General features: G+C 66.0%; 19 protein-coding genes. 5 read left to right on the top strand and 14 right to left on the bottom strand.

What is annotated here, in order from left to right; translation table 11 throughout:
• Positions 1 to 69: 69 nt before the first annotated feature.
• The 4 genes from E4634_RS17870 to E4634_RS17855 all read right to left on the bottom strand — a co-directional run bounded on the left by E4634_RS17870 (position 70) and on the right by E4634_RS17855 (position 7,096).
• Positions 70 to 3,192 carry an efflux RND transporter permease subunit gene (locus tag E4634_RS17870; RefSeq protein ID WP_135446037.1) on the bottom strand — a complete coding sequence of 1,041 codons (3,123 nt, stop codon included), beginning with the start codon at positions 3,190 to 3,192 and terminating at the stop codon, positions 70 to 72.
• Entirely contained in the window at positions 3,189 to 4,613 is a 1,425-nt protein-coding gene (locus E4634_RS17865) for an efflux RND transporter periplasmic adaptor subunit (RefSeq protein ID WP_135446036.1), read from the bottom strand. The genes E4634_RS17870 and E4634_RS17865 overlap by 4 nt, the downstream gene beginning before the upstream one ends.
• Complete coding sequence (locus E4634_RS17860; RefSeq protein ID WP_135446035.1) at positions 4,610 to 5,929, bottom strand: TolC family protein; 1,320 nt, start codon at positions 5,927 to 5,929, stop codon at positions 4,610 to 4,612. The genes E4634_RS17865 and E4634_RS17860 overlap by 4 nt, the downstream gene beginning before the upstream one ends.
• Positions 5,930 to 6,604: 675 nt before the next feature.
• Positions 6,605 to 7,096, bottom strand: coding sequence for a MarR family winged helix-turn-helix transcriptional regulator (locus tag E4634_RS17855; RefSeq protein ID WP_167854970.1), 492 nt, complete (start codon positions 7,094 to 7,096; stop codon positions 6,605 to 6,607).
• 168 nt (positions 7,097 to 7,264) lie between these two features.
• Here E4634_RS17855 and E4634_RS17850 point away from each other — a divergent pair, with 168 nt between their 5' ends.
• A complete protein-coding gene (locus E4634_RS17850) occupies positions 7,265 to 8,635 on the top strand; it encodes an acyclic terpene utilization AtuA family protein (protein ID WP_135446033.1) in 1,371 nt (456 codons plus the stop codon).
• Between the two features lies 1 nt (position 8,636).
• Positions 8,637 to 8,975 (top strand): AtuA-related protein, encoded by a 339-nt coding sequence (locus tag E4634_RS17845; RefSeq protein WP_135446032.1) that lies wholly within the window; start codon positions 8,637 to 8,639, stop codon positions 8,973 to 8,975.
• Positions 8,976 to 9,019: 44 nt separating this feature from the next.
• Here the strand turns inward: E4634_RS17845 and E4634_RS17840 are convergent, their stop codons facing one another.
• Positions 9,020 to 9,967 carry a phosphate acyltransferase gene (locus E4634_RS17840; RefSeq protein WP_135446031.1) on the bottom strand — a complete coding sequence of 316 codons (948 nt, stop codon included), beginning with the start codon at positions 9,965 to 9,967 and terminating at the stop codon, positions 9,020 to 9,022.
• Between the two features lie 129 nt (positions 9,968 to 10,096).
• Positions 10,097 to 10,462, bottom strand: coding sequence for a glycine zipper family protein (locus E4634_RS17835; protein ID WP_135446030.1), 366 nt, complete (start codon positions 10,460 to 10,462; stop codon positions 10,097 to 10,099).
• Between the two features lie 174 nt (positions 10,463 to 10,636).
• On the opposite strand from E4634_RS17835, the gene E4634_RS17830 reads away from it, so the two are divergent.
• Complete coding sequence (locus E4634_RS17830) at positions 10,637 to 10,939, top strand: hypothetical protein (protein WP_135446029.1); 303 nt, start codon at positions 10,637 to 10,639, stop codon at positions 10,937 to 10,939.
• A 231-nt stretch (positions 10,940 to 11,170) separates the two neighbouring features.
• Here E4634_RS17830 and E4634_RS21535 read toward each other — a convergent pair whose 3' ends face one another.
• A complete protein-coding gene (locus tag E4634_RS21535; RefSeq protein ID WP_167854969.1) occupies positions 11,171 to 12,475 on the bottom strand; it encodes a sulfotransferase in 1,305 nt (434 codons plus the stop codon).
• A 393-nt stretch (positions 12,476 to 12,868) separates the two neighbouring features.
• Here E4634_RS21535 and E4634_RS17820 point away from each other — a divergent pair, with 393 nt between their 5' ends.
• Positions 12,869 to 13,477 carry a hypothetical protein gene (locus E4634_RS17820; protein WP_135446028.1) on the top strand — a complete coding sequence of 203 codons (609 nt, stop codon included), beginning with the start codon at positions 12,869 to 12,871 and terminating at the stop codon, positions 13,475 to 13,477.
• Positions 13,478 to 13,496: 19 nt separating this feature from the next.
• On the opposite strand, the gene E4634_RS17815 is transcribed toward E4634_RS17820, so the two are convergent.
• The 6 genes from E4634_RS17815 to E4634_RS17790 form a co-directional block, all read right to left on the bottom strand.
• Positions 13,497 to 14,936, bottom strand: a complete 1,440-nt coding sequence (locus E4634_RS17815) for a pectin acetylesterase-family hydrolase (RefSeq protein ID WP_135446027.1) — start codon at positions 14,934 to 14,936, stop codon at positions 13,497 to 13,499.
• Positions 14,937 to 15,003: 67 nt separating this feature from the next.
• The gene (locus E4634_RS17810) at positions 15,004 to 16,674 is read right to left on the bottom strand and encodes an alkaline phosphatase D family protein (protein ID WP_135446026.1); all 1,671 of its coding nucleotides are present in this window, start codon (positions 16,672 to 16,674) and stop codon (positions 15,004 to 15,006) included.
• A 75-nt stretch (positions 16,675 to 16,749) separates the two neighbouring features.
• Positions 16,750 to 19,107, bottom strand: a complete 2,358-nt coding sequence (locus tag E4634_RS17805; RefSeq protein WP_135446025.1) for a TonB-dependent receptor — start codon at positions 19,105 to 19,107, stop codon at positions 16,750 to 16,752.
• Positions 19,108 to 19,271: 164 nt separating this feature from the next.
• The gene (locus E4634_RS17800) at positions 19,272 to 19,973 is read right to left on the bottom strand and encodes an exosortase H-associated membrane protein (RefSeq protein ID WP_135446024.1); all 702 of its coding nucleotides are present in this window, start codon (positions 19,971 to 19,973) and stop codon (positions 19,272 to 19,274) included.
• Positions 19,960 to 20,466 (bottom strand): exosortase H, encoded by a 507-nt coding sequence (xrtH, locus tag E4634_RS17795; RefSeq protein ID WP_135446023.1) that lies wholly within the window; start codon positions 20,464 to 20,466, stop codon positions 19,960 to 19,962. The genes E4634_RS17800 and xrtH overlap by 14 nt, the downstream gene beginning before the upstream one ends.
• Positions 20,467 to 20,564: 98 nt before the next feature.
• On the bottom strand, positions 20,565 to 21,755 hold the full coding sequence (locus E4634_RS17790) for a patatin-like phospholipase family protein (RefSeq protein WP_135446022.1): 1,191 nt from the start codon (positions 21,753 to 21,755) through the stop codon (positions 20,565 to 20,567).
• Between the two features lie 76 nt (positions 21,756 to 21,831).
• Between E4634_RS17790 and E4634_RS17785 the strand changes: the two genes are divergently transcribed.
• Positions 21,832 to 22,755, top strand: coding sequence for a histone deacetylase family protein (locus tag E4634_RS17785; protein ID WP_135446021.1), 924 nt, complete (start codon positions 21,832 to 21,834; stop codon positions 22,753 to 22,755).
• A gap of 14 nt (positions 22,756 to 22,769) precedes the next feature.
• Here the strand turns inward: E4634_RS17785 and E4634_RS17780 are convergent, their stop codons facing one another.
• Positions 22,770 to 22,967 carry a hypothetical protein gene (locus tag E4634_RS17780; RefSeq protein ID WP_135446020.1) on the bottom strand — a complete coding sequence of 66 codons (198 nt, stop codon included), beginning with the start codon at positions 22,965 to 22,967 and terminating at the stop codon, positions 22,770 to 22,772.
• Positions 22,968 to 22,976 lie beyond the last annotated feature (9 nt).

The raw sequence follows: 22,976 nt of genomic DNA, 5'->3' as shown, positions 1-22,976 counted from the left end.
CCATTCAGACCGCGCCGGCCCTTGCGGGTTCACCCGCCGCGGGCGGCGACGGGCCGCGCGGCACACCGGCTAGCGGCGCGCCGCACGGGATTTCCACAGGTAGAATACCACCGGTACTACCAACAGGGTCAGCACCACGGCACTGAGCATGCCGCCGACCATCGGTGCGGCGATGCGTTGCATCACCTCGGCGCCGGTGCCGCCGCCGAGCATGATCGGCAACAGGCCGGCGATAGTCGCGCCGGCGGTCATGGTCACCGGTCGCACGCGCAGGCCGGCACCGCGCTGCACCGCGTCGCGGATGGCCTCGGTGTCGGGAACCTCGCCGCGAGCGCGGGCGTCCTCGGCCAGTTCCGCCCAGGCCTGGTTCAGGTACAGCAACATGATCACCCCGGTCTCCACCGCCACCCCGGCCAGAGCGATAAACCCAACGCCTACCGCCACCGAGAAGTTGTAGCCGAGCAGGTACAGCAGCCACACCCCCCCCGCCAGCGCCAGCGGCAAGGTCCCCATGAGAATGAGCACCTCGGCGAAGCTGCGGAAGTTCAGGTAAAGCAGCACCACGATGATCGCCAGGGTCAGTGGCACCACGTAGGCCAGTTTCTGCTGGGCGCGCAGCATGTACTCGTACTGGCCGGACCAGCGCAGGGCATAGCCCGGCGGCAGTTCAACCTGCTCGCGGACCACGGCCATGGCACGCTCGACATAGCTGCCCACGTCGACGCCCTCGATGTCGATGAAGGTCCAGCCATTGAGCCGCGCATTCTCGCTCTTGATCGCCGGCGGGCCGTCCTCGACGAAGATATGCGCCACATCCGCCAGGGCAATGCGCTGCCCGCCCGGCGTGACAATCGGCAGCAAAGCCAGTTGTTCCGGCGAATCGCGGTAATCCTGCGGGTAACGCAGGTTGACCGGGTAGCGCTCCAGGCCCTCGACGGTCTGTGCCACGTTGGTACCGCCGATGGCGGTCGCCACCACCTGCTGTACGTCGGCGATATTCAGCCCATAGCGCGCGGCTTTCTCGCGCTGGATGTCCACCTTGATGTAGCGCCCGCCGGCAACTCGCTCGGAGTAGACCGAGGCGGTGCCGGGCACGTCGCGCAGCACCTGTTCCAGGCGCCGGCCGATCCGTTCGAGCACCGCCAGGTCCGGCCCCGAGGCCTTGATGCCCACAGGCGTCTTGATGCCGGTGGCAAGCATGTCGATGCGGGTCTTGATCGGCATCACCCAGGCGTTGGTCAGGCCGGGAAACTTCACCAGCGCATCCAGCTCCTGCTTAAGCTTTTCCGTGGTCATGCCGGGGCGCCACTGGTCGCGCGGCTTGAGCTGGATAAAGGTTTCGATCATGGTCAGCGGCGCCGGGTCGGTGGCGGTCTCCGCGCGGCCGATCTTGCCAAACACGGTATCCACTTCCGGTACCGTGGCGATCAGCTTGTCGGTCTGCTGCAGCAGTTCCCGCGCCTTGCCGATGGACAGCCCGGGGTAGGTGGTGGGCATGTACATCAGGTCGCCCTCGTCGAGGTCGGGGATGAACTCGCTGCCGATCCACTGTGCCGGCCACAGTCCGCAGATGGTGAGTACAACAGCGCCGGCCAGGGTCGTCCGGGGCCAGCGCAGCACGCCGGCGAGCAGCGGACGGTAACCGGCGACCAGGGCGCGGTTTACCGGGTTGCGGTGTTCCGGCAGCACACGGCCACGCACGAAGTAGCCCATGAGTACCGGCACCAGGGTGACCGCCAGGCCTGCGCTGGCGGCCATGGCGTAGGTCTTGGTGAAAGCCAGCGGCGCAAACATGCGCCCCTCCTGCGCCTCCAGCGTGAACACCGGGATAAAACTGACGGTGATGATCAACAAGCTGAAGAACAAGGCGGGGCCCACCTCCGCGGCGGAGTCCGCCACCACCTGCCAGCGATTCTGTGCGGTGACCTGCGTGCGCTCCATATGCTTGTGCAAGTTCTCGATCATCACGATGGCGCCGTCGATCATCGCGCCGATGGCGATGGCGATGCCGCCAAGGGACATGATGTTGGCGTTCATCCCCTGCAGGTGCATGACCACGAAGGCGGTGAGAATGCCCACCGGCAGGCTGATCACCGCGACCAGTGAGGAGCGCACATGGAACAGGAACAGCACACACACCAGGGCCACCACCAGCAGTTCCTCGGCGAGCTTCTGCCACAGGTTTTCCACCGCCCGCGCGATCAGCGCCGAGCGGTCGTAGACGGTCACCACCTCCACGCCCTCGGGCAGGCTGGACTGCAGTTGCTGCAGGCGCGCCTTGACGCCGTCGATGGTCTGCTGCGCGTTCTCGCCATAGCGCATGACCACGATACCGCCCACCGTCTCGCCCTCCCCGTTCAGTTCGGCGATACCGCGTCGCATCTGCGGGCCGACGTCGATCTCCGCCACGTCGCGCAGCAGCACCGGCGTACCGTTTACGTCCAGCCCCAGCGGGATATTGGACAGGTCCTCGCGCCCGCGCAGGTAGCCGGTGGCACGCACCATGTACTCCGCCTCGGCCATCTCCACCACCGAGGCGCCCACTTCCTGGTTGCCGCGCTGGATGGCGTTCTGGATGTGCGACAGTGGAATACCGAAGGCGCGCAACTTGTCCGGGCTGACCTTCACCTGGTACTGCCGGACCATGCCGCCCAGCGACGCCACCTCGGCAACACCCGGCACGGACTGCAGTTCATAGCGTAAAAACCAGTCCTGCAGGCTGCGCAGCTGGCTCAGGTCGTGGTTGCCGCTGCGGTCGACCAGCGCGTACAGGTAGACCCAGCCCACCCCGGTCGCATCCGGCCCCAGTTGCGGGCGCGCCGCCGCCGGCAGCGTGGGCGCGACCTGCGACAGGTATTCGAGCACCCGCGCCCGGGCCCAGTACAGGTCGGTGTCCTCGTTGAAAATCACGTAGACGTAGGAGTCGCCGAAAAACGAATAGCCGCGCACGGTGACCGCACCCGGCACCGAGAGCATGGCGGCGGTCAACGGGTAGGTGACCTGGTCCTCCACCACCTGCGGCGCCTGCCCCGGGTAGCTGGTCTTGATGATCACCTGTACATCGGAGAGATCGGGGATGGCATCCACCGGCGTGTTCTTCACCGACCAGGCACCCAGGCCGATCAGGATCGCCGTGGCCAGCATGACCAGGAAGCGGTTGTGCACCGACCAGTGGATGATGCTGGCGATCATGGTGCGTCCTCCCCGGCAGGCGCAGCGTCGTGTTGCATGTCAGCGTGGCCGGTGTGATTCATCGGGTCGCGACCGGCCGGGTTCATTGCGGCATGGTCCATTTCCGCATGGTCTGTTTCCGCGTGGTCCATTTCTGCATGATCTGTTTCCGCGTGATCTATTCCCCCGTGATCCATCTGCCCGTGGTCGTGCTCCATGTCCATCGCCGCGGCGTCGCCGTTCGCGCCCATGCGGCGAAAATCCGAGGTCTTGCTCGACTCCGAATCGATCAGGAACTGCGCCGAGGTGACGATGCGGTCGCCCGCCTCGAGACCCGAGAGAACCTGCGCCTGTTCCGCGCCGATACGCCCCACCTCCACGGCCACCGACTTGAACCGCCCGCCCTCGCGCGCCAACACCACCCGCGACTGGGTGCCGGTGCGCACCAGCGCCTCGCGCGGTACCAGCAGGGTCTCCGCGTCCTGCTGCGTGGCGATACTCATCTGCGCAAACATGCCGGGACGCAGGAATTCGTCGGGGTTGTCGAATCGCACGCGCACGCGGGCCGTGCGCGTGCGCGGGTTCAGCGTGGGATAGATGTAGTCGACGCTGCCGCGCCAGTCGCGGCCCGGCAGGTAGTCCAGGCGCATGGTCACCGCGTCTCCCACCTGGACCTGGGCAGCCTGGCGCTCGAACAGCTCGCCGATCACCCAGACGTGGTCCAGGGTGCCGATGGACATGATCTTCATGCCCGGCTCCACATACATGCCCTCGCGGGCGGCAAGATTGTCCACTACGCCATCTCGCGGCGCGTAGAGGGTGATGGCGCGCTCCACCCGGCCGGTTTTGCGCAGGCGTCCGATCACTTCCGGCGGCACCTGCAGCGCTGCCAGCCGGTCTTCCGCGGCCTCGACCAGCACCGGGTTGTTGCGCTTGAGCGCCAGCAGCAATTCCTCCTGCGCGTTCACCAGGGTCGGCGAATACAGGGTGTACAGCGGCGCCCCCTTCGCCACCGGGTCGCCGGCCGCCTTGACGTTGAGCACCTCGATCCAACCCGCCACACGCGGATGGATATGGATCAGCAGATCCTCGTCGTACTGTACGTAGCCGACAGTATCCAGGCTCGCGCGCAGCCGCCCGGTACTCACCTTCGCCGTGCGCACACCGAGGTTGTTGACCACGTCCGGGCTGATGCGCACGGTGCCGGCGGACTCCTGCGCGGCGTCTTCCGCGTACACCGGCACCAGATCCATGCCCATGGGCGACTTGCCGGGCTTGTCGCGCCGGTAGTTGGCATCCATGGGAGCGACCCAGTACAGGGGTTTGCGCTCGGCATTGTCCGCCGCGAGGTCGCCGCCGCTACCCGACGACAACCAGACACCGCCGGCACCGAGTAACACGCCCGCGACCAGCGCGAGCAGGATTTTTCCATTCGCATTCATTGTGCTTCACCCTCTTGGTCCGCCGCGGACGCGTTGCCGGCCAGCAGGTAGTTGATGTCGGCGATCGCCCGCCCGCGCTCCACGGCGAGCGACAGCGACTCAATCTTGGCGTCGAGTTCTGCGATGCGTGCGCGCACTGCCTCGGCAAAATCGCCATCGTCGTTGTTGTAGGCGCTGAGCGCGGCCTCCGCCTGCTGCGCCATCTGCGGCAGCAGTTGCCCGGCGTACAGTTCGCTGCGCTCGTCGAGGCGCTGCAGGCGAGCGACCCCGGCGCGCAAGTCGGCGACGAGGCGGCGCACCAGCAGTTGCCGCTCGGTTTTCAACGCCTCCGCGCGGGCCACTGCCGCGCCGACCTGCCGGTCCTGGCGATTGCCGGTGAACAGCGGCAGGTCGACGGTGACGCCCACCGAGAACAGGTCTGCGCGGTCCTCGCCGAAGGTATCGTCGTCGCGGTAGCCGTAGGTCGCATTGATACCCCACTCCGGCTTGTAGCTCTGGCGCGCGAGATCCACACCCGTCGTGGTCGCCTCGATACGCCGGTCCATGGCCGCCAGCGCCGGGTGTTGTTGCAGCAGGGTATAGGCCTGCTGCTCGCTGGCCGTAGCGACACGCAGCGCTTCCCGGGAGAGCGCGGTTTCCAGCGGCGGCATGCCCTGCGCGAGGGGTTGCAGGGCCGCTGGGCCGATCCACTGTGCCAGTTGCCGCTGGCCCGCTTCCTGCTCGAGGCGCAGCGCAGCCAGGCGGTCCTCCAGGCGAGTCAGCTCCAGCCGTGCGCGAACCAGGTCCTGCTGTCGCGTGTGCCCCATGGCCGAGGTGTAGCTGGCCCGCGCGGCATCCACCAGGTACTCGAACAGGACGCGGTCCTGCTCGATAAGGTGGATGGCTTCCTGCGCGCGGTACACCGACAGCCACAGCCGGGCGACCTGCGCCGCGATGCGCGCGCTGCGATCCCGGCGCAGCAGGGGCTCCTGCGTCGAGAGCTGTTCTTTCTGCTGTCGCTGTAACGCCAGGCTGTCGCCGCGCGGGAACATCTGGCTGACGCCGACGCTCAGCTGAGTCATGGCTTCCTGGTTGATGTCCCAGGTGTCCGTCGGGAAATTGCCCGCGGCGAGGCTGAGCCGCGGGTCCGGCAGGCTGGCCGCCGCCACCGCCTCATCCGCCAGGGCCTGCTCGCGGAACTCGCTGCCGGCCAGCCAGGGGTCGCCGGCGGTGGCCGCGGCGACCGCGGAGGCCAGGGTCAGGGCCGCCGGGTTATCCCGGGCCTGCACGGCGACGCCCTGCAGGCACAACAGCGCCAGAACGAGAAATTTTTTCATGATCACTCCCACACCATGGAGCAGCGCCGGTATAAACCGCGCTGCGTGTTTCAGGTCAGGGAAGTCGTGGACTTCCGCTCAACAGCGGGGAAGCGTCCGGAACGCGGACGCACTAACCCCGTGTCAGAGCGAAATGGGGGGACGGTGGGGCCTGGAGAGTGTGGTGCTGGCGCCGGTTCGCGCATAGACCGCCGCGAACACGCTGGCGGGTGCAGCACGCGCGGCGACGCGCACGTCTACTGCCGCCGAGCTTGCGGAAATGCACTGCGCCATGGAGCAGTCGCCGTGGTCACAACAGCTGCCGCCCGATGCGGGCTGGCCACTATCGCGCATCGATGCGTGGTCCATACCGGCGTGAGACATGCCAGCGTGCGCCATCGACTCATGGCTCATGCCCTGATGGGTCATGCCCTGATGGGTCATGCCTGAGCGGGGCTGAGCCGATTGCCCGGTGGCGGGCACACTGGTGCTACCGAACGCACAGGGCTGTGGAACAGCGGCAAGCACCTGGCCCGCACCCATCATGAGCGCGAGCGAGACTGCCACTATTCTTAACCAACGCAACGGCATGTCACTCCCCTGTCGGTGCACTGCCACGAACGCCAAGGATACCGTATCCGGACGGCATTTTCCCGCCGCCGCATCGATGCAGACAATGCGCTGATTCGCCCACCACTACTCCACCATCTTGCGCAGGTTGTGCTTGATCTTGTTCATGGTGGTCACTGTGGTGCGCAGGTCCTTCATCGACACCTCGTCGAGGATGCCCACGCTGGCCTCCAGCGTGCGCTTGCGCATCTCGGTGACCACCTTGCGGCCCTCATCGGTCAGGTAGACGCGCTTCACCCGCCGGTCCTTCGGGTCCGGGCGACGCTCGACCATGCCGTTCGCTTCCACCCGGTCGACCAGCCCGCCCAGCGCCACCTTGCCCAGACCCATCTGCTCCGCCAGTGCCGACTGCGGCAGGCCGTCGTCGGGGGAAAGATGCGCCAGCACCCAGGCCTGGGAGCGGGTGACGTTGAGCGGGGCGAAGTACTGGTCGATGACGATGCGGCGCAGGCGCGCGCAGTCGTGGATGACGAAACCCAGGCGGATTTTCCAGTCGTCGTCCTCCATGGTGCGGGATTCGGACAGGGCGGTGCCGTACTCGGATTTGCGCGTGGGCATGACGTGGAATTCCCCTCTGCGGCGGGCGAAATTAGTAATCATGCATACTTTTCATATGCGTTACAATTTTTCACGCAGACCGGATAGAATGGCCGCCTCTCCGCTACCGGCAGCCGCTACCCGCAGCCGCTGACGGCCGGTCAAAAGGCAGTTTTTCAGGAGCTATTTATGAGCAGTGACAAGATCGTCAGGGTGGCCAACGCCCAGGGATTCTGGGGCGACAGCCTGCTGGGGCCGTTGCGCCTGGTAGAAGAAGGCCCGGTGGATTACCTCACCTTCGACTACCTCGCCGAGATCACCATGAGCATCATGCAGAAGCAGAAGATGCGCGACCCCAATGCCGGCTACGCCCGCGATTTCGTGTCCATGCTCAGCATGATCCTGCCGACCTGCAAGGCAAAAGGCATCAAGGTCATCGCCAACGCCGGCGGCGTGAACCCCCGGGGCTGCCTTGAGGCCATCGAGGGTGTGATCCGCGAGGCGGGCCTGTCCGGCTTCAAGGTGGCGATCGTCGAAGGCGACGACATCTTCGACCGCATCGACGAACTGGTCGGCTCCGGCGAGACCTTCGCCAACCTGGACACCGGCGAAGCCCTGTCCACGGTGCGCGACCGGGTCACCGCCGCCAATGTCTATATCGGCGCCAAGCCGATCGTAGAGGCCCTGGAAGAAGGCGCGGATATCATCGTTACCGGGCGCGCCAGCGACCCGTCACTGGTACTCGCGCCGTTAATCTACGAATTCGGCTGGTCCATGGACGACTACGACAAGATGGCCGCCGGCACCATCATGGGCCACATCCTGGAGTGCGGCGCCCAGTGCACCGGCGGCAACTACACCGGCTGGCGCGACGTGCCCGACTACGCCAACATCGGCTACCCGGTGGCCGAGGCCAAGGCCGACGGCAGCTTCGTCATCACCAAGCACGAGAACACTGGTGGCCTAGTCACTGTCGAGACCGTCACCTCCCAGCTGCTGTACGAACTGGGCGACCCGGAAAACTACCTGGGCCCGGACTGCATCGCGGACTTCACCAGCATCCAGGTCGCCCAGGACGGCGAGAACCGGGTGGCGGTATCCGGCATCAAGGGCCGCGCGCCCACGCCGACCTACAAAGTGTCCATGTCCTACGCCAACGGCTACAAGATCCTCGGCACCCTGTGCATCGCCGGCCCGGACGCTATCGACAAGGCCAACCTGCTGGCGGAGATGGTGTTCAAGCGCGTCGCCCGCCACGGCGTGGACATCCCCGAGGAAGACCGCTTCCTCGAGCTGTTCGGCACCAACGTGATGTACAAGGGACTGGTACCGGCCAACGACCAGCCCCACGAACTGATGATGCGCCTCGGCGCGCGCGGCGAGGACCGCAAGGCCCTCGACGTCATCGGCACCGAGATCGTGCCGCTGATCACCTCCGGCCCGCCCGGCATCACCGGCTTCGCCGGCGGTCGTCCGCGCGCTACGGAAGTGGTCGGCTACTGGCCCGCCCTCATCGACAAAGAAAAAGTATCCACCAGCATCCTGGTCCGGGAGGTATAACATGGCTCGCGTACAACTGTTTTCCATCGCCATCGCGCGTTCCGGCGACAAGGGCGCAGGCAGCAATGTCGGCATCATGGCGAAAACGCCGGAGCTCTACGAGTTCCTGGCGGCCAACCTGACCGCTGACGTGGTGAAGGACTACTTCAAGGAAATCTGCCTCGGCGAGGTCACCCGCTACGAGCTGCCCAACCTGCAGTCCCTGAACTTCATTCTCGAGGATTCCCTCGGCGGTGGCGGCACCGAGACGCTGATCACCGACGCCCAGGGCAAGGTACATGGCCCCGGCCTGCTGCACCTGGAAATGGACGTACCGGACGCGCTGCTGAGCGCCGCGTAAGCACTTGGCGGGCCGCGCCGCGGCCCGCCGCCCTCCCCGGCCGCTCAGGCCATCAGGCTGGAAAGCACCGCGAGATCGACGATGTCGCGGCTGCTGCAACCGCGCGACAGGTCCATCCAGGGTTTGGCGAAGCCCAGCAGCAGCGGGCCCATTGCCCTGGCACCACCTTCCCGCTGGGCAATCTTGTAGGCGATATTGCCCGCATTCAGGTCCGGGTAAACCAGCACGTTGCACTGCCCGGCAATAGCGGAGTCCGGCGCCTTGCGCCGGCCGATCTCCGGCACCGTCGCCGTGTCGTACTGGAATTCCCCGTCGATCAACAGCTCCGGGGCCTGCGCCCGCGCCAGGGCCAGCGCCTCGCGCACCTTGTCGACCAGGGCGTGCTCGGCAGAGCCGCAGGTGGAGAAGGACAGCATCGCGACTTTGGCAGTGTCGCCGGTGAGTGCCGCATGGGCGTGCGCGGCGTTGATCGCGATCTGCGCCAACTGGGCCGCATCCGGTTCAGGCATCACCGCGCAGTCGCCGTAGGTCAGCACTTTGTTCGCGAACTGCATGACGAAAACACTGGAGACCAGGCGCGAATCCTCGCGCAGGCCGACGCCGGAAAGACCGGCGCGGATCACATCGCCGGTGGTAGCCAGGGAACCGGCGATGCCGACATCCACGTGGCCGGCGCCGAGCAACGCCGCCGCCAGGGTCAGCGGTTGCTGCAGGCGCGCCGCGGCCTCTTCCGCGCTCATCGCCTTGCGCCGGTGCCGCTCCACCAGTTGCGCGGTGCACTCGGCCAGCGCGGCCTCGCGCTCAACCAGGTCATCGACCAGGAGACTACCGGGCACTGGCTGCGGCGGCGCTGCGAGAAACACCGGCACCGCAATCTGCTCGTCAAGCATCAGCCGTGCGGCCTCCAGCACTCGCGGGTCGTCGGTCTCGGGCAGGATGATGCGCTTGCCGGCGCCGCGTACCCGGGCATAGAGTCCGTCGATAAAAGACATCGCAGGTTTACTCCGAAGCTGCGCAGGCAGCGGTTGATTCAGGATGCGGCTACTTCAGGATAGGGCAAATTCTGAATGCGGCTAAATCAGGCTACAGCTAAATCAGGCTACAGCGAAATCAGAATGCGGCTAGTTCAGAATACGATAGCCGCGCCCGCTGAGGCAGTTCTTCACCACCCGCACTTCGTCGCGCTCGCCCTCGGCGGCACCACTCACACCGCCACCCACAGCGCCAACACCGGCGCTGCGCGCGGCCGCCTCGCGACTGCCGCCGGCGATGGCGCCGATCACCCCCGCCACTACAGCGCCGGAGGCGGCGCCCTTGGCGGCCTTCTCACCGGTCTTCACCTCTTCCGCATAGGCGCGGCATTCGGCGAGGTCCGCCTCGTACTGCGCAGCATCGATGCCCTTGCGGTCGACGATGATCTCGTCGGTAGTGGTGCAGGCGCAAAGGGCTGCCACCAGGGGCAGGGTGAAAAGCAGGCGGGTGGTCATCGGTGGGACTCCTTTTGTTGTTTGCCGAGCAGGATAACACAGCGCGGCCGGACGATTTTCTACAAGTCTTAACACAAGTTAACCGGCGCAGGTCCGACAATGGAACTGTCTCGAGGGCAAGCAGTCTATGCTCTCATCCACGAACATGATTCACACTCGAAAAGGGAGAACACCATGAGAATTATCGCTGCTGCTGTTTCAGCCATTGTATTGAGTTCCGCCCTGACCTCCGTCGCCGCACACGCGGACGACGACGAGCGCATCGGCCGGGTCGACGACCGCATGGAACGCCGCGAGGAGCGCCGTGAAGGCGAACTCGGCCGCGCCGACGAGCGCATGGACCGTCGCGATTGCCGCCAGGAAGAAGGCCGTGTCGGCCAGGACAAGCGCGAGTGTCGCCGAGATGAAGTACGCGACGGCCCCGCCGGCCTGCAGGATGAACGCCAGGACGCACGCAAGGAACGCCGCGACGATTGATCCCGCACGTTCCGTTGCGGCTTGGGGTCAGAGTCGTGACTCTGACCCCTGATTTCCCGAACCCCCACTTCCAGGTCCTGCGAACATACTGCCCGGGCATTTGCCCGGGCTTTTTTTTAACGGGTTTTGGCAGCTGGGAGGACCGGGGTCAGAGTCTTGACTCTGACCCCTGAATCGTCCTGCAGCTGACGTGACCGGGGTCAGAGTCGCGACTCTGACCCCTGGGCGCCCTCAGTAACCGAAGCGCGCCGCCACGTCGCGGGTGATACCGCCGAGGATCTCAGGCGAATAGAACTGCTGCCAGCGGCTGGCGGCACTCGCATCGATGCCCTGGTGCAGGTGGAACTTGAGGTCACCGCTCATGCGCGAGGCAGTATCCACACCATCGGTCATGCGCTTGTCGTTATCCGCGTAGGGATTGACCATGTCCTCGTGGAAGGGCACGCCGAGGAATTCGCACAGCTGGCGCATCTGCGTATCCGGGTCCTGCACCATGTCCTCGTAGCGCAGGTTGAACCAGCGCTCGGCGGGCACCTGCTCGGAGAAGGACAGGATGTTGCGGTGACTGAGCAGCCAGGTCATCTCCGCCAGCTGGCGGGTGGAGAAGTCGCTCTCGCTCATCAGCGGCATCAGCCGGGTGAGCTTGGATTCCTCGTAGGAGCGGATGGTGCCACAGGGATGGCGCTGCAGGTGGATGTACAGGGCGCCGTCGAAGTCGGTCTCCGCGCGCTCCAGGATTTCCTTGTCGATGACATAGCTGGGGGTCTTGTCCACCAGCAGTTGCCCGTCGAGGGCAGACTGCATAATGCCGTAGAAGGCCTTGGTGGTCATGCCCTCGGACTCGCACTTCTCGGCGAAGGCGCGCGACTCCTCGCCGGACCAGCCCTTGAGCTGCATCATGGCGCGGATTGTGCCCTCGAGCAGGTGGTTGTTGTGCTCGTCGTTGAGCGTGTCGCGGCGCTCATCCATGGTGCCATAGGACAGCAGGTGCAGTTCCGGCGGCGCGAACAGGGCCGGGTTGCCGGCGAGCATGACGCGGAACAGGGTAGATCCGGAGCGCGGCGGCGACAGCACGAACACCGCGCGCGGGTTCTTCGGCGCGTCGTCCGCGGGGCGCGGCGGGCGCGGGCGGATGATCTGGCGGAAGGCGGTGAACTTGTCCTCGCACACTCGCTCGGCCTCATCGATGCTTTCGAGGCGCTCGACGTTCGGCTTGGGCGCTTCCACCGGTGCTGCGGGCGGCGCGTCCAGCGGCTGGTTGAGCTTGCCGGTAACGAAGTCCACCACCTCGGCGATGGTCAGGTCCTCGATGTACTGGCCATCGCGGATCAGCAGTTCCTGGAAACCCAGCTTGGCGCCGCAGCGCTCCTCGATGGCCACCGCAAACTGTACGAAATCGATGGAGGCAAAACCGACATCCTCCACCAGCGTGGTTTGCGGACCCGGCTCCTCGTCGAGTTCCTCATCCCACTCCTCGAGCATCTCCCCGAGGACTTCCATGACCTTTGCTTCAACCTCGGCCTTGGTTACTGGCATCACACTGTTCCTTTTCACCCTGTCGCCATACAGGCGACCAATTACTGTCGGCCAACCGCGCCGTTCCCTACCACAAAAAATCCCCTGCCGACGTGCGGCCGAAGACGGTTACTTGCGGGATAATAATTAGATGGGACCAGAGTCTGGGTCTACATCCGGCTGCACCCCAAGGTGCCGCCGGTATCACCCGGTTTCCCCGAATGAGTGCCGCATCCGACGGACGGCGACACATCCCCTATGTGCATTGACATTAGCACGCGATTTTGACCCCCGCAAGCGTAGGGAAAAGCCTGTGCAGGATTACCAAAACCAGACAAAATGCCGACAAAATCAGTGAAAAACGCGCTATTTTCCACGAAAAAGATCATTATCAGCATACTGCTGATAGCCCTTGTGGGCCTCGGAATAGCTGCAAAATTACTGCAGTCACCCAACGAGGACCCGGCGCTGGTCGCCGCCCCGGCGGCACCCGCCCCGCCGCCCGGGGCCGAATCGCCGCGCGCGCCCGCGCCGCCCGCGATCGCAGCGCTGTCCACACCCCCGGACCCCAACCTCCTGCAGCAGCCCGCAGTACAGCGCTACCTCGCCCGACAGGCGCGCAGCGAACGCCTGCACGCCTGGTTCGCCGACCCGGCTGGCGCCGGGATCAGCGCCGGCGAAGCCTGGCAGTTGATCGAAGAACTGGAGCGTGAACAGGCGGTGCTCGGCGTGCAGGCGCTGGCCCTGAAACTGGCCTGGCTGCGCGAACAGGAAGCGGACCCGGAGCGCTTTGCCGCGCGCGCCGAGGCACTGCGCGAGGAGTATGCGCAGCGGGCGGCGGCCAGCGAGGCACAGCGCGCCCCGACCAATACCCCCGCCTACGCCGACTACAAAACCCGCGAGGCGGCCATCCTCGCCGAGGCGAAGCAGCGCAGTTTCAGCTCAGAGGCACAGCGCAGCGCGTGGCTGCGCGAGCAGTTGCAGGCGGCCCGGGAGCAGGCCTACGGGCAGTCGCCGCAGTGACGGCCGCCCAGGAAACGCGCTACAACAGGCGGTCGATCAGGTCGTAGAACGGGTCGTGGTTGTTGATGAAGTCGGAGACGTTGTCGGTCTCGAAACCGCGCATCGGCGGCCCGCCGCGGTAGTCGATCAGGCTCTCGAGATAGCCCGGCAGGTCGGTACCCAGTTCCTCGATTTCCGAGTAGCGCAGGTCGAGCACCGTGGTGCAGTGGCTCTCATTGAAATCCCGGAACATGGGCAGGTGGTAGCTCCAGTTGTGCGTGGCGTCGAGTAGCGGCAGCAGGTTCTGCTGGGTGTCGTGCTGCCACAGCGCGCGCAGTTGCTCCAGTTTGGCCTCGTCGTCCGGGTTGTTCTCGATCTCCGGGTAGAAGCGCTCGTAGGAGTAGCTGCTGAAGTTGCCGTCGGCGAGGAAGAAGGTCATGCCCAGGCGGTCGTCGTGGAACTTGGATGACAGCGCCCCGTACACGGTCGCCAGGCGCTGCGGATCGAAGCCCGGGGTGATGGCCGCCATGGCGGAGATCGGGTTGTCGCCCGGCTCGCCGTAGGTGGTCCACTGGGAAATCACCTCGCGGTGCAGAGGAATCGACGGATACGCGTCGGTGTCCTCGCTGGCCAGCGGTGCGTTGAACAGCGGACCGGAGTCGTCCAGCAGGTAACCGTAGGGCGACTCGAAATGCCCGCGCAGCTTGGAGTAGTTGAGCAGCGCGCCGATACTGCCGGCGCTGCAGCCGGCCACTGCGAGCTGGGTGGGTGACTTCAGGTTGTTCTTGACCCAGGACACCACGGACTGCACGTTGCGCAGGCCGTTGTGGTTCCACACCAGGTCCGGCTCCACGCCCTCCGGGTCCTCGTACACCTGCACCTTGTCGCCGACGTAGATGTCGCCGGTACAGTACGGCACGTAGACCATGTTCCAGTTGGCGGTCTTGAACTGGTTGTAAGGGTGTTCGGGGAAGATCAGTGGCGAGACCGCGGCGGTGTCCAGGCCGTCAAAGCTTTCGAGGTTGCGCAGGTCCACGTTCTGCACGTAACCGTCGGGAATGCCGTCCGGGTTGCGCGCGCCGCGAATGCCCGCGGCACCGCTGCAGCTGGGGTAGTCCCAGCAGGCGCCGCCGCCCTCGAAGTAGATCAGCATGTTGTTGTTGTCCGCCACGCGGCGCACGAAGAACTTGTAGGGCGTGCCGTTGCCGCAGGCGGCGCCGGTCTCCGCAGGCACGTCGACCTGCTGCCATTGGTCGTAGTTATCGGGAACGAAGCCGTCCTCAAAGCCGGTGGTCGGCGCATTCAGGGCGTAGGGACCCAGGCGTTCCTGGTAGCTGACCGGGTCGTCCGCCTTCTGCGGCTTGACCAGGTTGTGGTAGGTGCGCAGGGGACCGTAGTCGCCGGGCTCCGCGTACGCTGCGCCGACAGACGCCACAAAAACCGCGCCCCCCAGCGCTCCCAACCAGACTCGCTTGATCATCGCCCTGCTCCCCACTGCAAGAATTCTGCAATGGAATGTAGCCGCAAGCCGGCCTGACATCAAGCGCTCAGGCGAAGGCGAGGGTTCCGTCGCGGCGCAGGACGCGGGTGCGACGCACGCTCACCGGGTGAAAATCCCGGGTGGCGATGTTGCTCACGCCGACATACTCGACCTCGGCCGCCTCGCGCTCCAGGACCAGGCGGATGTAGCCGTGGGTCACGCCCTCGGTCCACAGGATCTCCGGGTTCTGCTGTGCCAGCAGGCCGTCCATCAGCGCCGCACCGGCGGGGCCGAAGTCGGCGAAATCCGCCGGCGAGGTGATACCGGTCGTGCCGAGTTCCACGCCCATGGCCACTCCCTCGGCGCTGAACAGCTGGTTCTGCCAGAAGCTGTGGCTGTCGCCGGTCAGCACCAGCAGGTCGCTGGCGCCCGCCGCGCGGCAGCCCGCGTAGAAGCGCTCGCGCGCCCAGGGATAGCCGTCCCAGGGGTCCAGGTACAGCGGCAGCCCGAGCTCGCCGACACGGCGGAAGCGCTGGTAGTCGGCGTAGCGCGGGTTGTCCTCGGTGATACCCAGGGCGGCGACGTCGCTGTCCGCCAGGCGCGGTGTGTGTGTACGGGCCATGGGAATCTGGTTGCCGATCAGGCGCCAGGGACGTCCGGCACTGACCGACTCGCGCAGGGACGTGTCGAGAAAGGCCTCCATTTCATCGGAGAGCATGCGGCGACCGGGCGCGCCGACCACGTCGCGCATGAACGCCTGGGCCGCTTCCGGGCTTGCCAGCGCGTCCGGGTGCTCGTGGTATTCGATCTGCCGGGCGCGGGCGGTGTGGCGGGTCTCCAGGGTGACCAGGCTGGCGAGGTCGCCGCAGCGGTAATGGCCCCAGCGCTGGTCGCGGCGCATGCCCGGCTGCGGCTCGCGCACCGGCATCCACTCGTAGTAGGCCTGCAGCGAGGCGCTGCGCCGCGCGCCCCAATCGCCCTCCTCCGGCTGGTGGTTCTGGGCGCCATCGGTCCAGGGGTTGTTGGCGGACTCGTGGTCGTCCCACAGGGCGATCAGCGGGTGGGCGGCGTGCATCGCGCGCGACTGCGGGTCGCCCTTGTACTGCGCGTGACGCTCGCGGTAGTCGTCCAGGGTCAGGATCTCGCGCGGCGGCTGGTGCGGGCGGCCCAGCAGTTTGCCAGTCTCGCCGCCGTAGCCGTCGGGTCCGTACTCGTAGAGGTAGTCGCCCAGGTGCAGGACGATGTCGACCTCGGGGTCGCGGGCGATCATTTCGTAGGCATTGAAATAGCCGAAGGGATAGTTGGAGCAGGAGGCGACGGCGATGCCCAGCCGCTCCAGGTAACCGTCGGCAAGGGTCAGGGTGCGTCCCACCAGCGACTGCTCGCCGGCGTATTCGAAGCGGTAGTAGTAGCGCTGCCCGGCACTCAGGCCGTCGACCAGCACCTTCACCGTCATGTCCCGCGCCACGCTGGTGCTGAAGTCACCGCGCTTCACCACGTCCCTGCACTCGGGGTCGCGGGCCACCAGCCAGCGTCCGCTGGCTGCAGACTCCGGCGTACTGAGGTGGGTCCACAGCACCACACTGTGCTGGTCGGGGTCGCCGCTGGCGACACCGTGGGCAAACACACCCTCCGGGCCGCGGGGCTTGTCGGCGTTGCTGGCACAACCGGTGAACGGCAGGGTGGCAGCACCGGCGAGGCCGGCGAGGACACGCCGGCGGCTGATCGGATGGCGCATGGTTTTGTCTCCTAAACAGCGAATGAGCCGCGCCGCGAACACAATCGTCGCGGCGCGACCCCGTGGCGCAGTGGATCAGAAATCGGCTGTCACCGTCAACGAGGCGCTGCGGCCGGGCCCGATCCAGGCGGCCCCGCCGGAGATGCCGCCGAGGTATTCCTCGTCGAACAGGTTGTTGACCAGGAAGCTGATATCCACCCCGCGCAGGAACTCGCCGAGCTCCTCGCCGCCGACCCCGACATACAGGTCGGACACGGTGTAGTCCGGCACCTGCTGGCTGTTAGCCTGGTCCAGTTCGCGCTCGTCCACCCAGCGCGTGGTCAGGCCCGCACGGTAGTGGTTGTGCGTCCAGTCAAGCGACAGCGCCGCCATACGCTGGGCCGAGCCCGCCACCGTGTTGCCGGGGAAGATGCCCAGCGAGTCGTCGAGTGCGGCATTGCCGGTGCCCAGGTACTGGGAGTCGTTGTCGGTGAAGGAGGCGTAGACACGGAAGGCGTCGCTCACCTGCCAGCTACCCGCCAGTTCAATACCTTTTGACTCCACACCGCCCACGTTGAGGTAGGTGCCGTTGGTGCCGATGGTGTAGTCGATGCCGGCCGGGTTGTCCGGGGCGATGAAGGTCAGGCGATTGTCGAAGTCGATCTCGTAGTAGGTCAGCGTGGCCAAGATGCGCTCGCCGTCGTAACGCAGGCCGACATCGATGTTCTCCGCCGTTTCCGGCTCGATGTCGTCGACCGCGGAAGACTCGCGCTCCAGTACCTCGTCCTTGATCGCCGCGAAGTTCTCCGCGTAACCGGCGAAGGCGGACAGTCCGTCGACGAACGGAATATCGACCACCGCGCCCACCGTGTACAGCGGATCGGAATCGGAATCCACCTTGCCGGATTTCTCACCGCTGAAGTTGTCGCTGCGCTCGAGGTCGACGATGAACTGCTTCACGCCGAGGTTGAGGCTGACCGGGCCTACCTGCAGTTTGTCCTGCACGTAGTACATCAGCGTGTTGACCTCGTAGCTGCGGTCGTACTGGGTCCAGTACTCGCGCTTGTCGAAGCGGTAGCTTGAGGTGGCGTCGATGATGTTCTGCCAGGTGCGCGTCTCGTCGCGGTCGTAGTCCTCCCACCACAGGCCGGCGCCCAGGGTGTTGACCAGGTTGTCGCCGAGTTCCAGGGTCCAGGCGACGTCGGCGTTGGCACCGTAACGCTCTTTCCAGTAGTTGGTGGTGCGGTAGGAGCTGACCGGGATGGCGCCGGGGTCATAGCAGCCCGGATCGTACTGGGGGCCGGCACCACCGTAGGGGAACGTGATGCTGCTGGTACAACCTTCGTTGGGCGAAAGCGCCACGCCGTTGGCATCCACGAAGTAGATGGTGCCGATCGGGCTGCCGCCGTCGATGCCGCCCTGGGGTCCGATCACCAGTTCGGTTTCCGGGCCGCCGTTGTCGTCGATAAGGTCGACGACGTAGGGCGGCATCCAGTCACCTCGACCCTCGTTGTCGTGCCAGTAGGTGTTGAGCTTCCAGTCCACCGGGCCGGTGGCGAAATCAAACTTCAGGTAGGCGAGCTTGTTCTCGCGCAGGGTCGACCAGCCGCGGCGGTAGACCTGGTCGATGTAGGGGATGCCGGTCCACTCGGCGGTGAGGCGGTCCCAGCCCGGGTCGGCCTCGAACTGTTCGAGGGAGACGCGCTGGTAGTTGTCCTCGTGCACGTCGTCCCAGGAGAAATAGCCGGTGATGGCCAGCGCGTCCAGGTCGGTGATGAACTTGAGCGCGGCGTGCTCGCGGTTGCTCTCGCCGCTTTCGTCAATCCAGGTCTTGGCGTCGGAGGACGACAGGCTCAGCCAGGCGGTGGTGGTGTCGTCGAACAGGCGACCGGTATCGAAGCGCACGTAGTATTTCTGTGCGTCGTTTTCGCCCACGGTGAGCATCACGCGCATTTGCTGTTCTTCCAGCGGTGCGTCGGTAATGAAGTCCAGGGTGCCGCCGAGGGCCTCGTTGGAGCGCGAGGTGATGTCCGCGGTGCCCTGCGAGACGCGCACCGTCTCCAGGTTCGGCGTGTCGATGAAGCGGTTGGCCTTGGCGCCGCCGCCGTAGTTGGAGTTGCCGTTGGGGATACCATCGACGGTCATGCCGATCTGCTGTTCGTCGAGATTGGTCTGGAAGCCGCGGATCGAGATGAAGGTGGACCAGTCGTCGCCGCCGAACTGGTCGCCCTCGTCCACCAGCACCCCGGGCAGGGTCGCCACGGCGGCCAGGGGCGAGGCGATAGGCGCGACGCGCTGCAGCATCTCGGCGCTGACATCGGCGTTGGCGTAGGCCACGGCCTGGGAGGTGACGATCACCTCCTCCACCTGGTCAGGGTCGATCGGTTGAGCGAAGAGCTGCGGCGCGGCGGCGGCTACCGCCAGGGCCAGGACAGAGCGCGGAAAAACAGGCATGACAATCCCCTATACCGGGGCGGTCGCCCCGGCGCACAAGTCGAATAATGAATGGTGTCGAGATCCGCGGGAGCGCGTCCCGCGAGCGACAACCGGAAGACTAGTGGGGTTTTATGACAGCCCCGATGCAGGGCTGTGACGGTTTGGTGAACGGCGCGGCGGGCCTACTGCTGATCGCCCGCCGAAGATGAACTCCGCGCGCCCTTGCCCTGCAGCAAGGTGCCCTGCTCCGGCGCTTCCGGCACCGGTTCGATTTTTCCCGGATTGCCCCAGCGCGCGAACACCGAGCGCAGCAGCGTGGTCTCGCGGTTCTGCGCAATCCACAGCGCGATGGGCGCAATGGTCGGCACGATCAACACGTTGAGCTGGTAGAACAGGGCAATCAGGTTGCCGTTGGGCACGAACACCCCCTCCTGGCGGAAGAAGATCTGCCCGAGGTTAACCATCAACTCCTTCAGGCAAAGGCTCAGCAGCCCGAGCAGGAACAGCGGGAACAGCACGCACAGGCCGGTGATGAAGCTGCCCAGGTAGTGCTTCTTCTGGGTGGCGAAATGCAAGGTGGCATAGAACGGGAACGAGTAGGAGAGGATGCCCGGGTTGATGGCGAAGGCCAGCTGGTACTCGGACTGCTCCGGCGGCACGGCGACCCCGTTCAACTCGCCGAAGTTGGTGAGCAGCACGGTGTCCGAGCCGTGGAAGATCAGCCCGTCGACGATGGTCGGGAACCAGGCCTTGAGCAGCATGTCCACCAGGCCGACCGCGGGCATGGCCAGCGGGTTCGCCGCCAGGGTCCACAGCGCGAAACACGGCAGCAGCAGGACGAAGGCGAACAGCAGGAACTGGCGCAGCGCGTTATCCTGCTGCATGGGCGAACTCCTGGTCGCGCCGGCCGAGGTGGCGCAGGTAGAGGATGAACACGATCAGCACGTCGAGCATGATCAGTGCCGGCCACAGGTACAGGTGCACCCACTTGAAGACCTCGGTGTTCCAGTCGCCGAGGTAGAACAGGCTGATGATACGCACGATATTGAGGGCCTGGATGGCCAGGAAGCCGAGGCCTATCGCCAGGCAGCGGGATTTCCAGTCCGCCGGAAAGGCGACCACCGCGGCGATCAGCACGATGGTGGCCTCGACCCCGTTGCAGCCGGCCTCGATGGACACGGCAAAGCCGGTATCGCGAAAGCGCAGTACCTTGCCCATGGCGATGACATTGTCGTCGAAGGGCGCAATGACGAACGCGCTGATCTTGGCCAGCAGGCCGGTGAACGGCACGACCACGTTGGCCTGTACCGGATTCCACATTTCGAGCGAGAACAACGCGACCAGGACGGTGGCGAAGATCAGGAAAAAACGCTTCAAGACTGGGTCCCCATCGTTATTAGCCGGCTATTCTAACACGATCTCGCCCGGCTACATGACGCCGTAAACAACCCGCGCCAGCGCCCCCATGACGGGCCTCAGCCGATCACCCGCATCGGCCCCGGCGGGTAGAAGAAGTCCTCCAGCATGTCCCGCTGGTCCATCGCATCCCGGTAGCCGGCAGCGATCAGGTCGCGGCAGAACTCCCCCTCGAACAGCAGGTAGCTGGCCATGCTGGTACCGCCGCCGCGGTTGGTGGCGCCGGTGACATTGAACAGGGTACGCATGGCCCGCGGCAGACTGCGCAGGTGCTGGGCGGCGATCTTGTCGATCTCCACGCTGGGGTTGATGCACAGGAAGTCGATGACGCGCAGGCCGGCGGTATTGCTGCGTGGGTTCTCGTTGTGCAGCATGCCGACCAGTTCGTTGATGCGGTCCAGGTGCTCCATGTCGTTCTCCAGTGCGTCGATGAACGCGCTGTTGAACACGTGGCCGACCATGCGCGCCAGCGACGGCGAGCGCCGTCCCAGGCTGCCGACGGGCGGGCGCTTGGCGTTGCCGCTCACGCCCACCACCAGCACCCGCTCGGCACCCAGGTGCAGTGCCGGGCTGATCGGCGAGACCTGGCGCAGGGCGCCGTCGCCGAAATAGGTGTCGCCGATTTTTGCCGCCGGCATGATCGCCGGGATCGCCGAGGACGCCAGCAGGTGTTCGATGCCGATTTTCGCCGGCACGCCCTTGCGCCGAAAGCGCTGCCAGGCCGGCAGTATCTCGCCGTCCAGGTTGCTCTGGTAGAAGGTGATCGACTCGCCGGTGTCGTAGCTGGAGGCGGTCACCCCGATCGCGTCCAGCAGGCCGCCCTCGAGGCGCCGCTCCAGGTCCTTGAAGTCGATGCTCTGGCGCAGCAGTTCGGCCAGCGGCGCGGTATCCAGCAGGGACAGCGGCTTGTGCAGGCCGGTGCCGCGGTGAAACATGGAGGCGAACAGGCGCAGCATGCTGCCGAACAGGTTGCGGTACCCGGCGCGGTAGACCTGCTCCACGCTGAGGTCGGACCAGATGCGCTCCACCTTTTTCACCGCCAGGCGGAAGTTGTTCGCAGAGGCGCCGAGTGCCACCGCGTTGATCGCGCCGGCGGACGTGCCGGTGATGATGGAGAACGGGTTGTGGGCTTTTTTCGGCAGGATCTCCGCCGCGGCCTTCAATACGCCCACCTGGTAGGCGGCGCGGGCGCCGCCGCCGGTGAGCACCAGGGCGGTGCGGTCGGCGGCGGGTAGACGGGGGTGTTTCATGGCTGCATTATGACCTCAAGGCCCCGGGCAACGCCAGCAATGGCAGGCCCTGACCCACCCCTGCGGATACCACGCCATGTCGATCACCTACATCACCCATCCCACCTGCCTGTTGCACGACATGGGCCGCGGCCACCCGGAGCAGCCGGCCCGGCTCGCCGCCATCGATGCGCGCCTGCGCGACAGCGACATCGCCGGCCACCTGCGGCGCGTCGAGGCGCAGCCGGCCAGCGATGCGCTGATCATCGCCGCGCACAGCGCGCAGCACCTGGCGCAAATGGTCGCCGCAGCGCCCGCCACGGGAATCGCCATCCTCGACGCCGACACACGCATGAACCCGCACAGCCTGGCGGCGGCACGGCTGGCCGCGGGGGCGGCGGTACAGGGTGTGGACCTGCTCATGACTGGCGCGACGCGCCGCGTGTTCTGCGCCGTTCGTCCGCCCGGCCACCACGCCGAGCGCGAGCAGGCGATGGGTTTTTGCCTGTTCAACAATGTCGCCATCGCCGCGCTGCACGCGCTGGAGCAGCACGGCCTTGAGCGCGTCGCCATCGTCGACTTCGACGTGCACCACGGCAACGGCACCCAGGACATCGTCGCCGGCGACCCGCGCATCCTGTTCTGCTCCAGCTTCCAGCACCCCTGGTACCCGTTCAGCGGCGCGGGCGAGAGCGCGGACAATATCCTCAACACGCCGCTGCCGGCAGGCTGCAGCGGCGCGCAACTGCGCGCCGCGGTGGAAACCGAATGGCTGCCGCACCTGGCCCGGTTCGCACCGCAGTTGTTGATCGTATCGGCCGGCTTCGACGCCCATCGCGCCGACCCGCTGGCAGAGTTCGAACTCGACGAGGACGACTTTGCCTGGCTGACCCGGCGCGTGTGCGAGCAGGCCGCGCGCAGCGCCCGGGGCCGGGTCCTCTCGTCGCTGGAAGGTGGCTATGCGCTGGACGCGCTGGGAAGTTCGGTGGAGGCGCACCTGCGCGCCATGCTCGAGGACTGAACCGGGTTCGCCGCTCAGGGCGACTTGTCGTGCAGGTAGGCGCGATGTAACTCGCGCTGTTCCTTGCTCTCGATGAAGCACTCCAGGGTGCAGACCTTCTGCCGCGGCGTGCGCGGCTCGAACGGCTTGCCGCACACGCAGCAATGCACTTCACCCTGCTGGCCGCCCTCGGCGTCCGGGGCGTGCTCGTCGTTATCGGTTTTCCGCGTCATTGGTTTTCC

Source organism: Mangrovimicrobium sediminis (assembly GCF_004745945.1).
GTDB lineage: Bacteria > Pseudomonadota > Gammaproteobacteria > Pseudomonadales > Halieaceae > Mangrovimicrobium > Mangrovimicrobium sediminis.
Note: the sequence above shows the minus strand (reverse complement) of the source record. Positions and strands in the feature narration are given on the sequence as shown.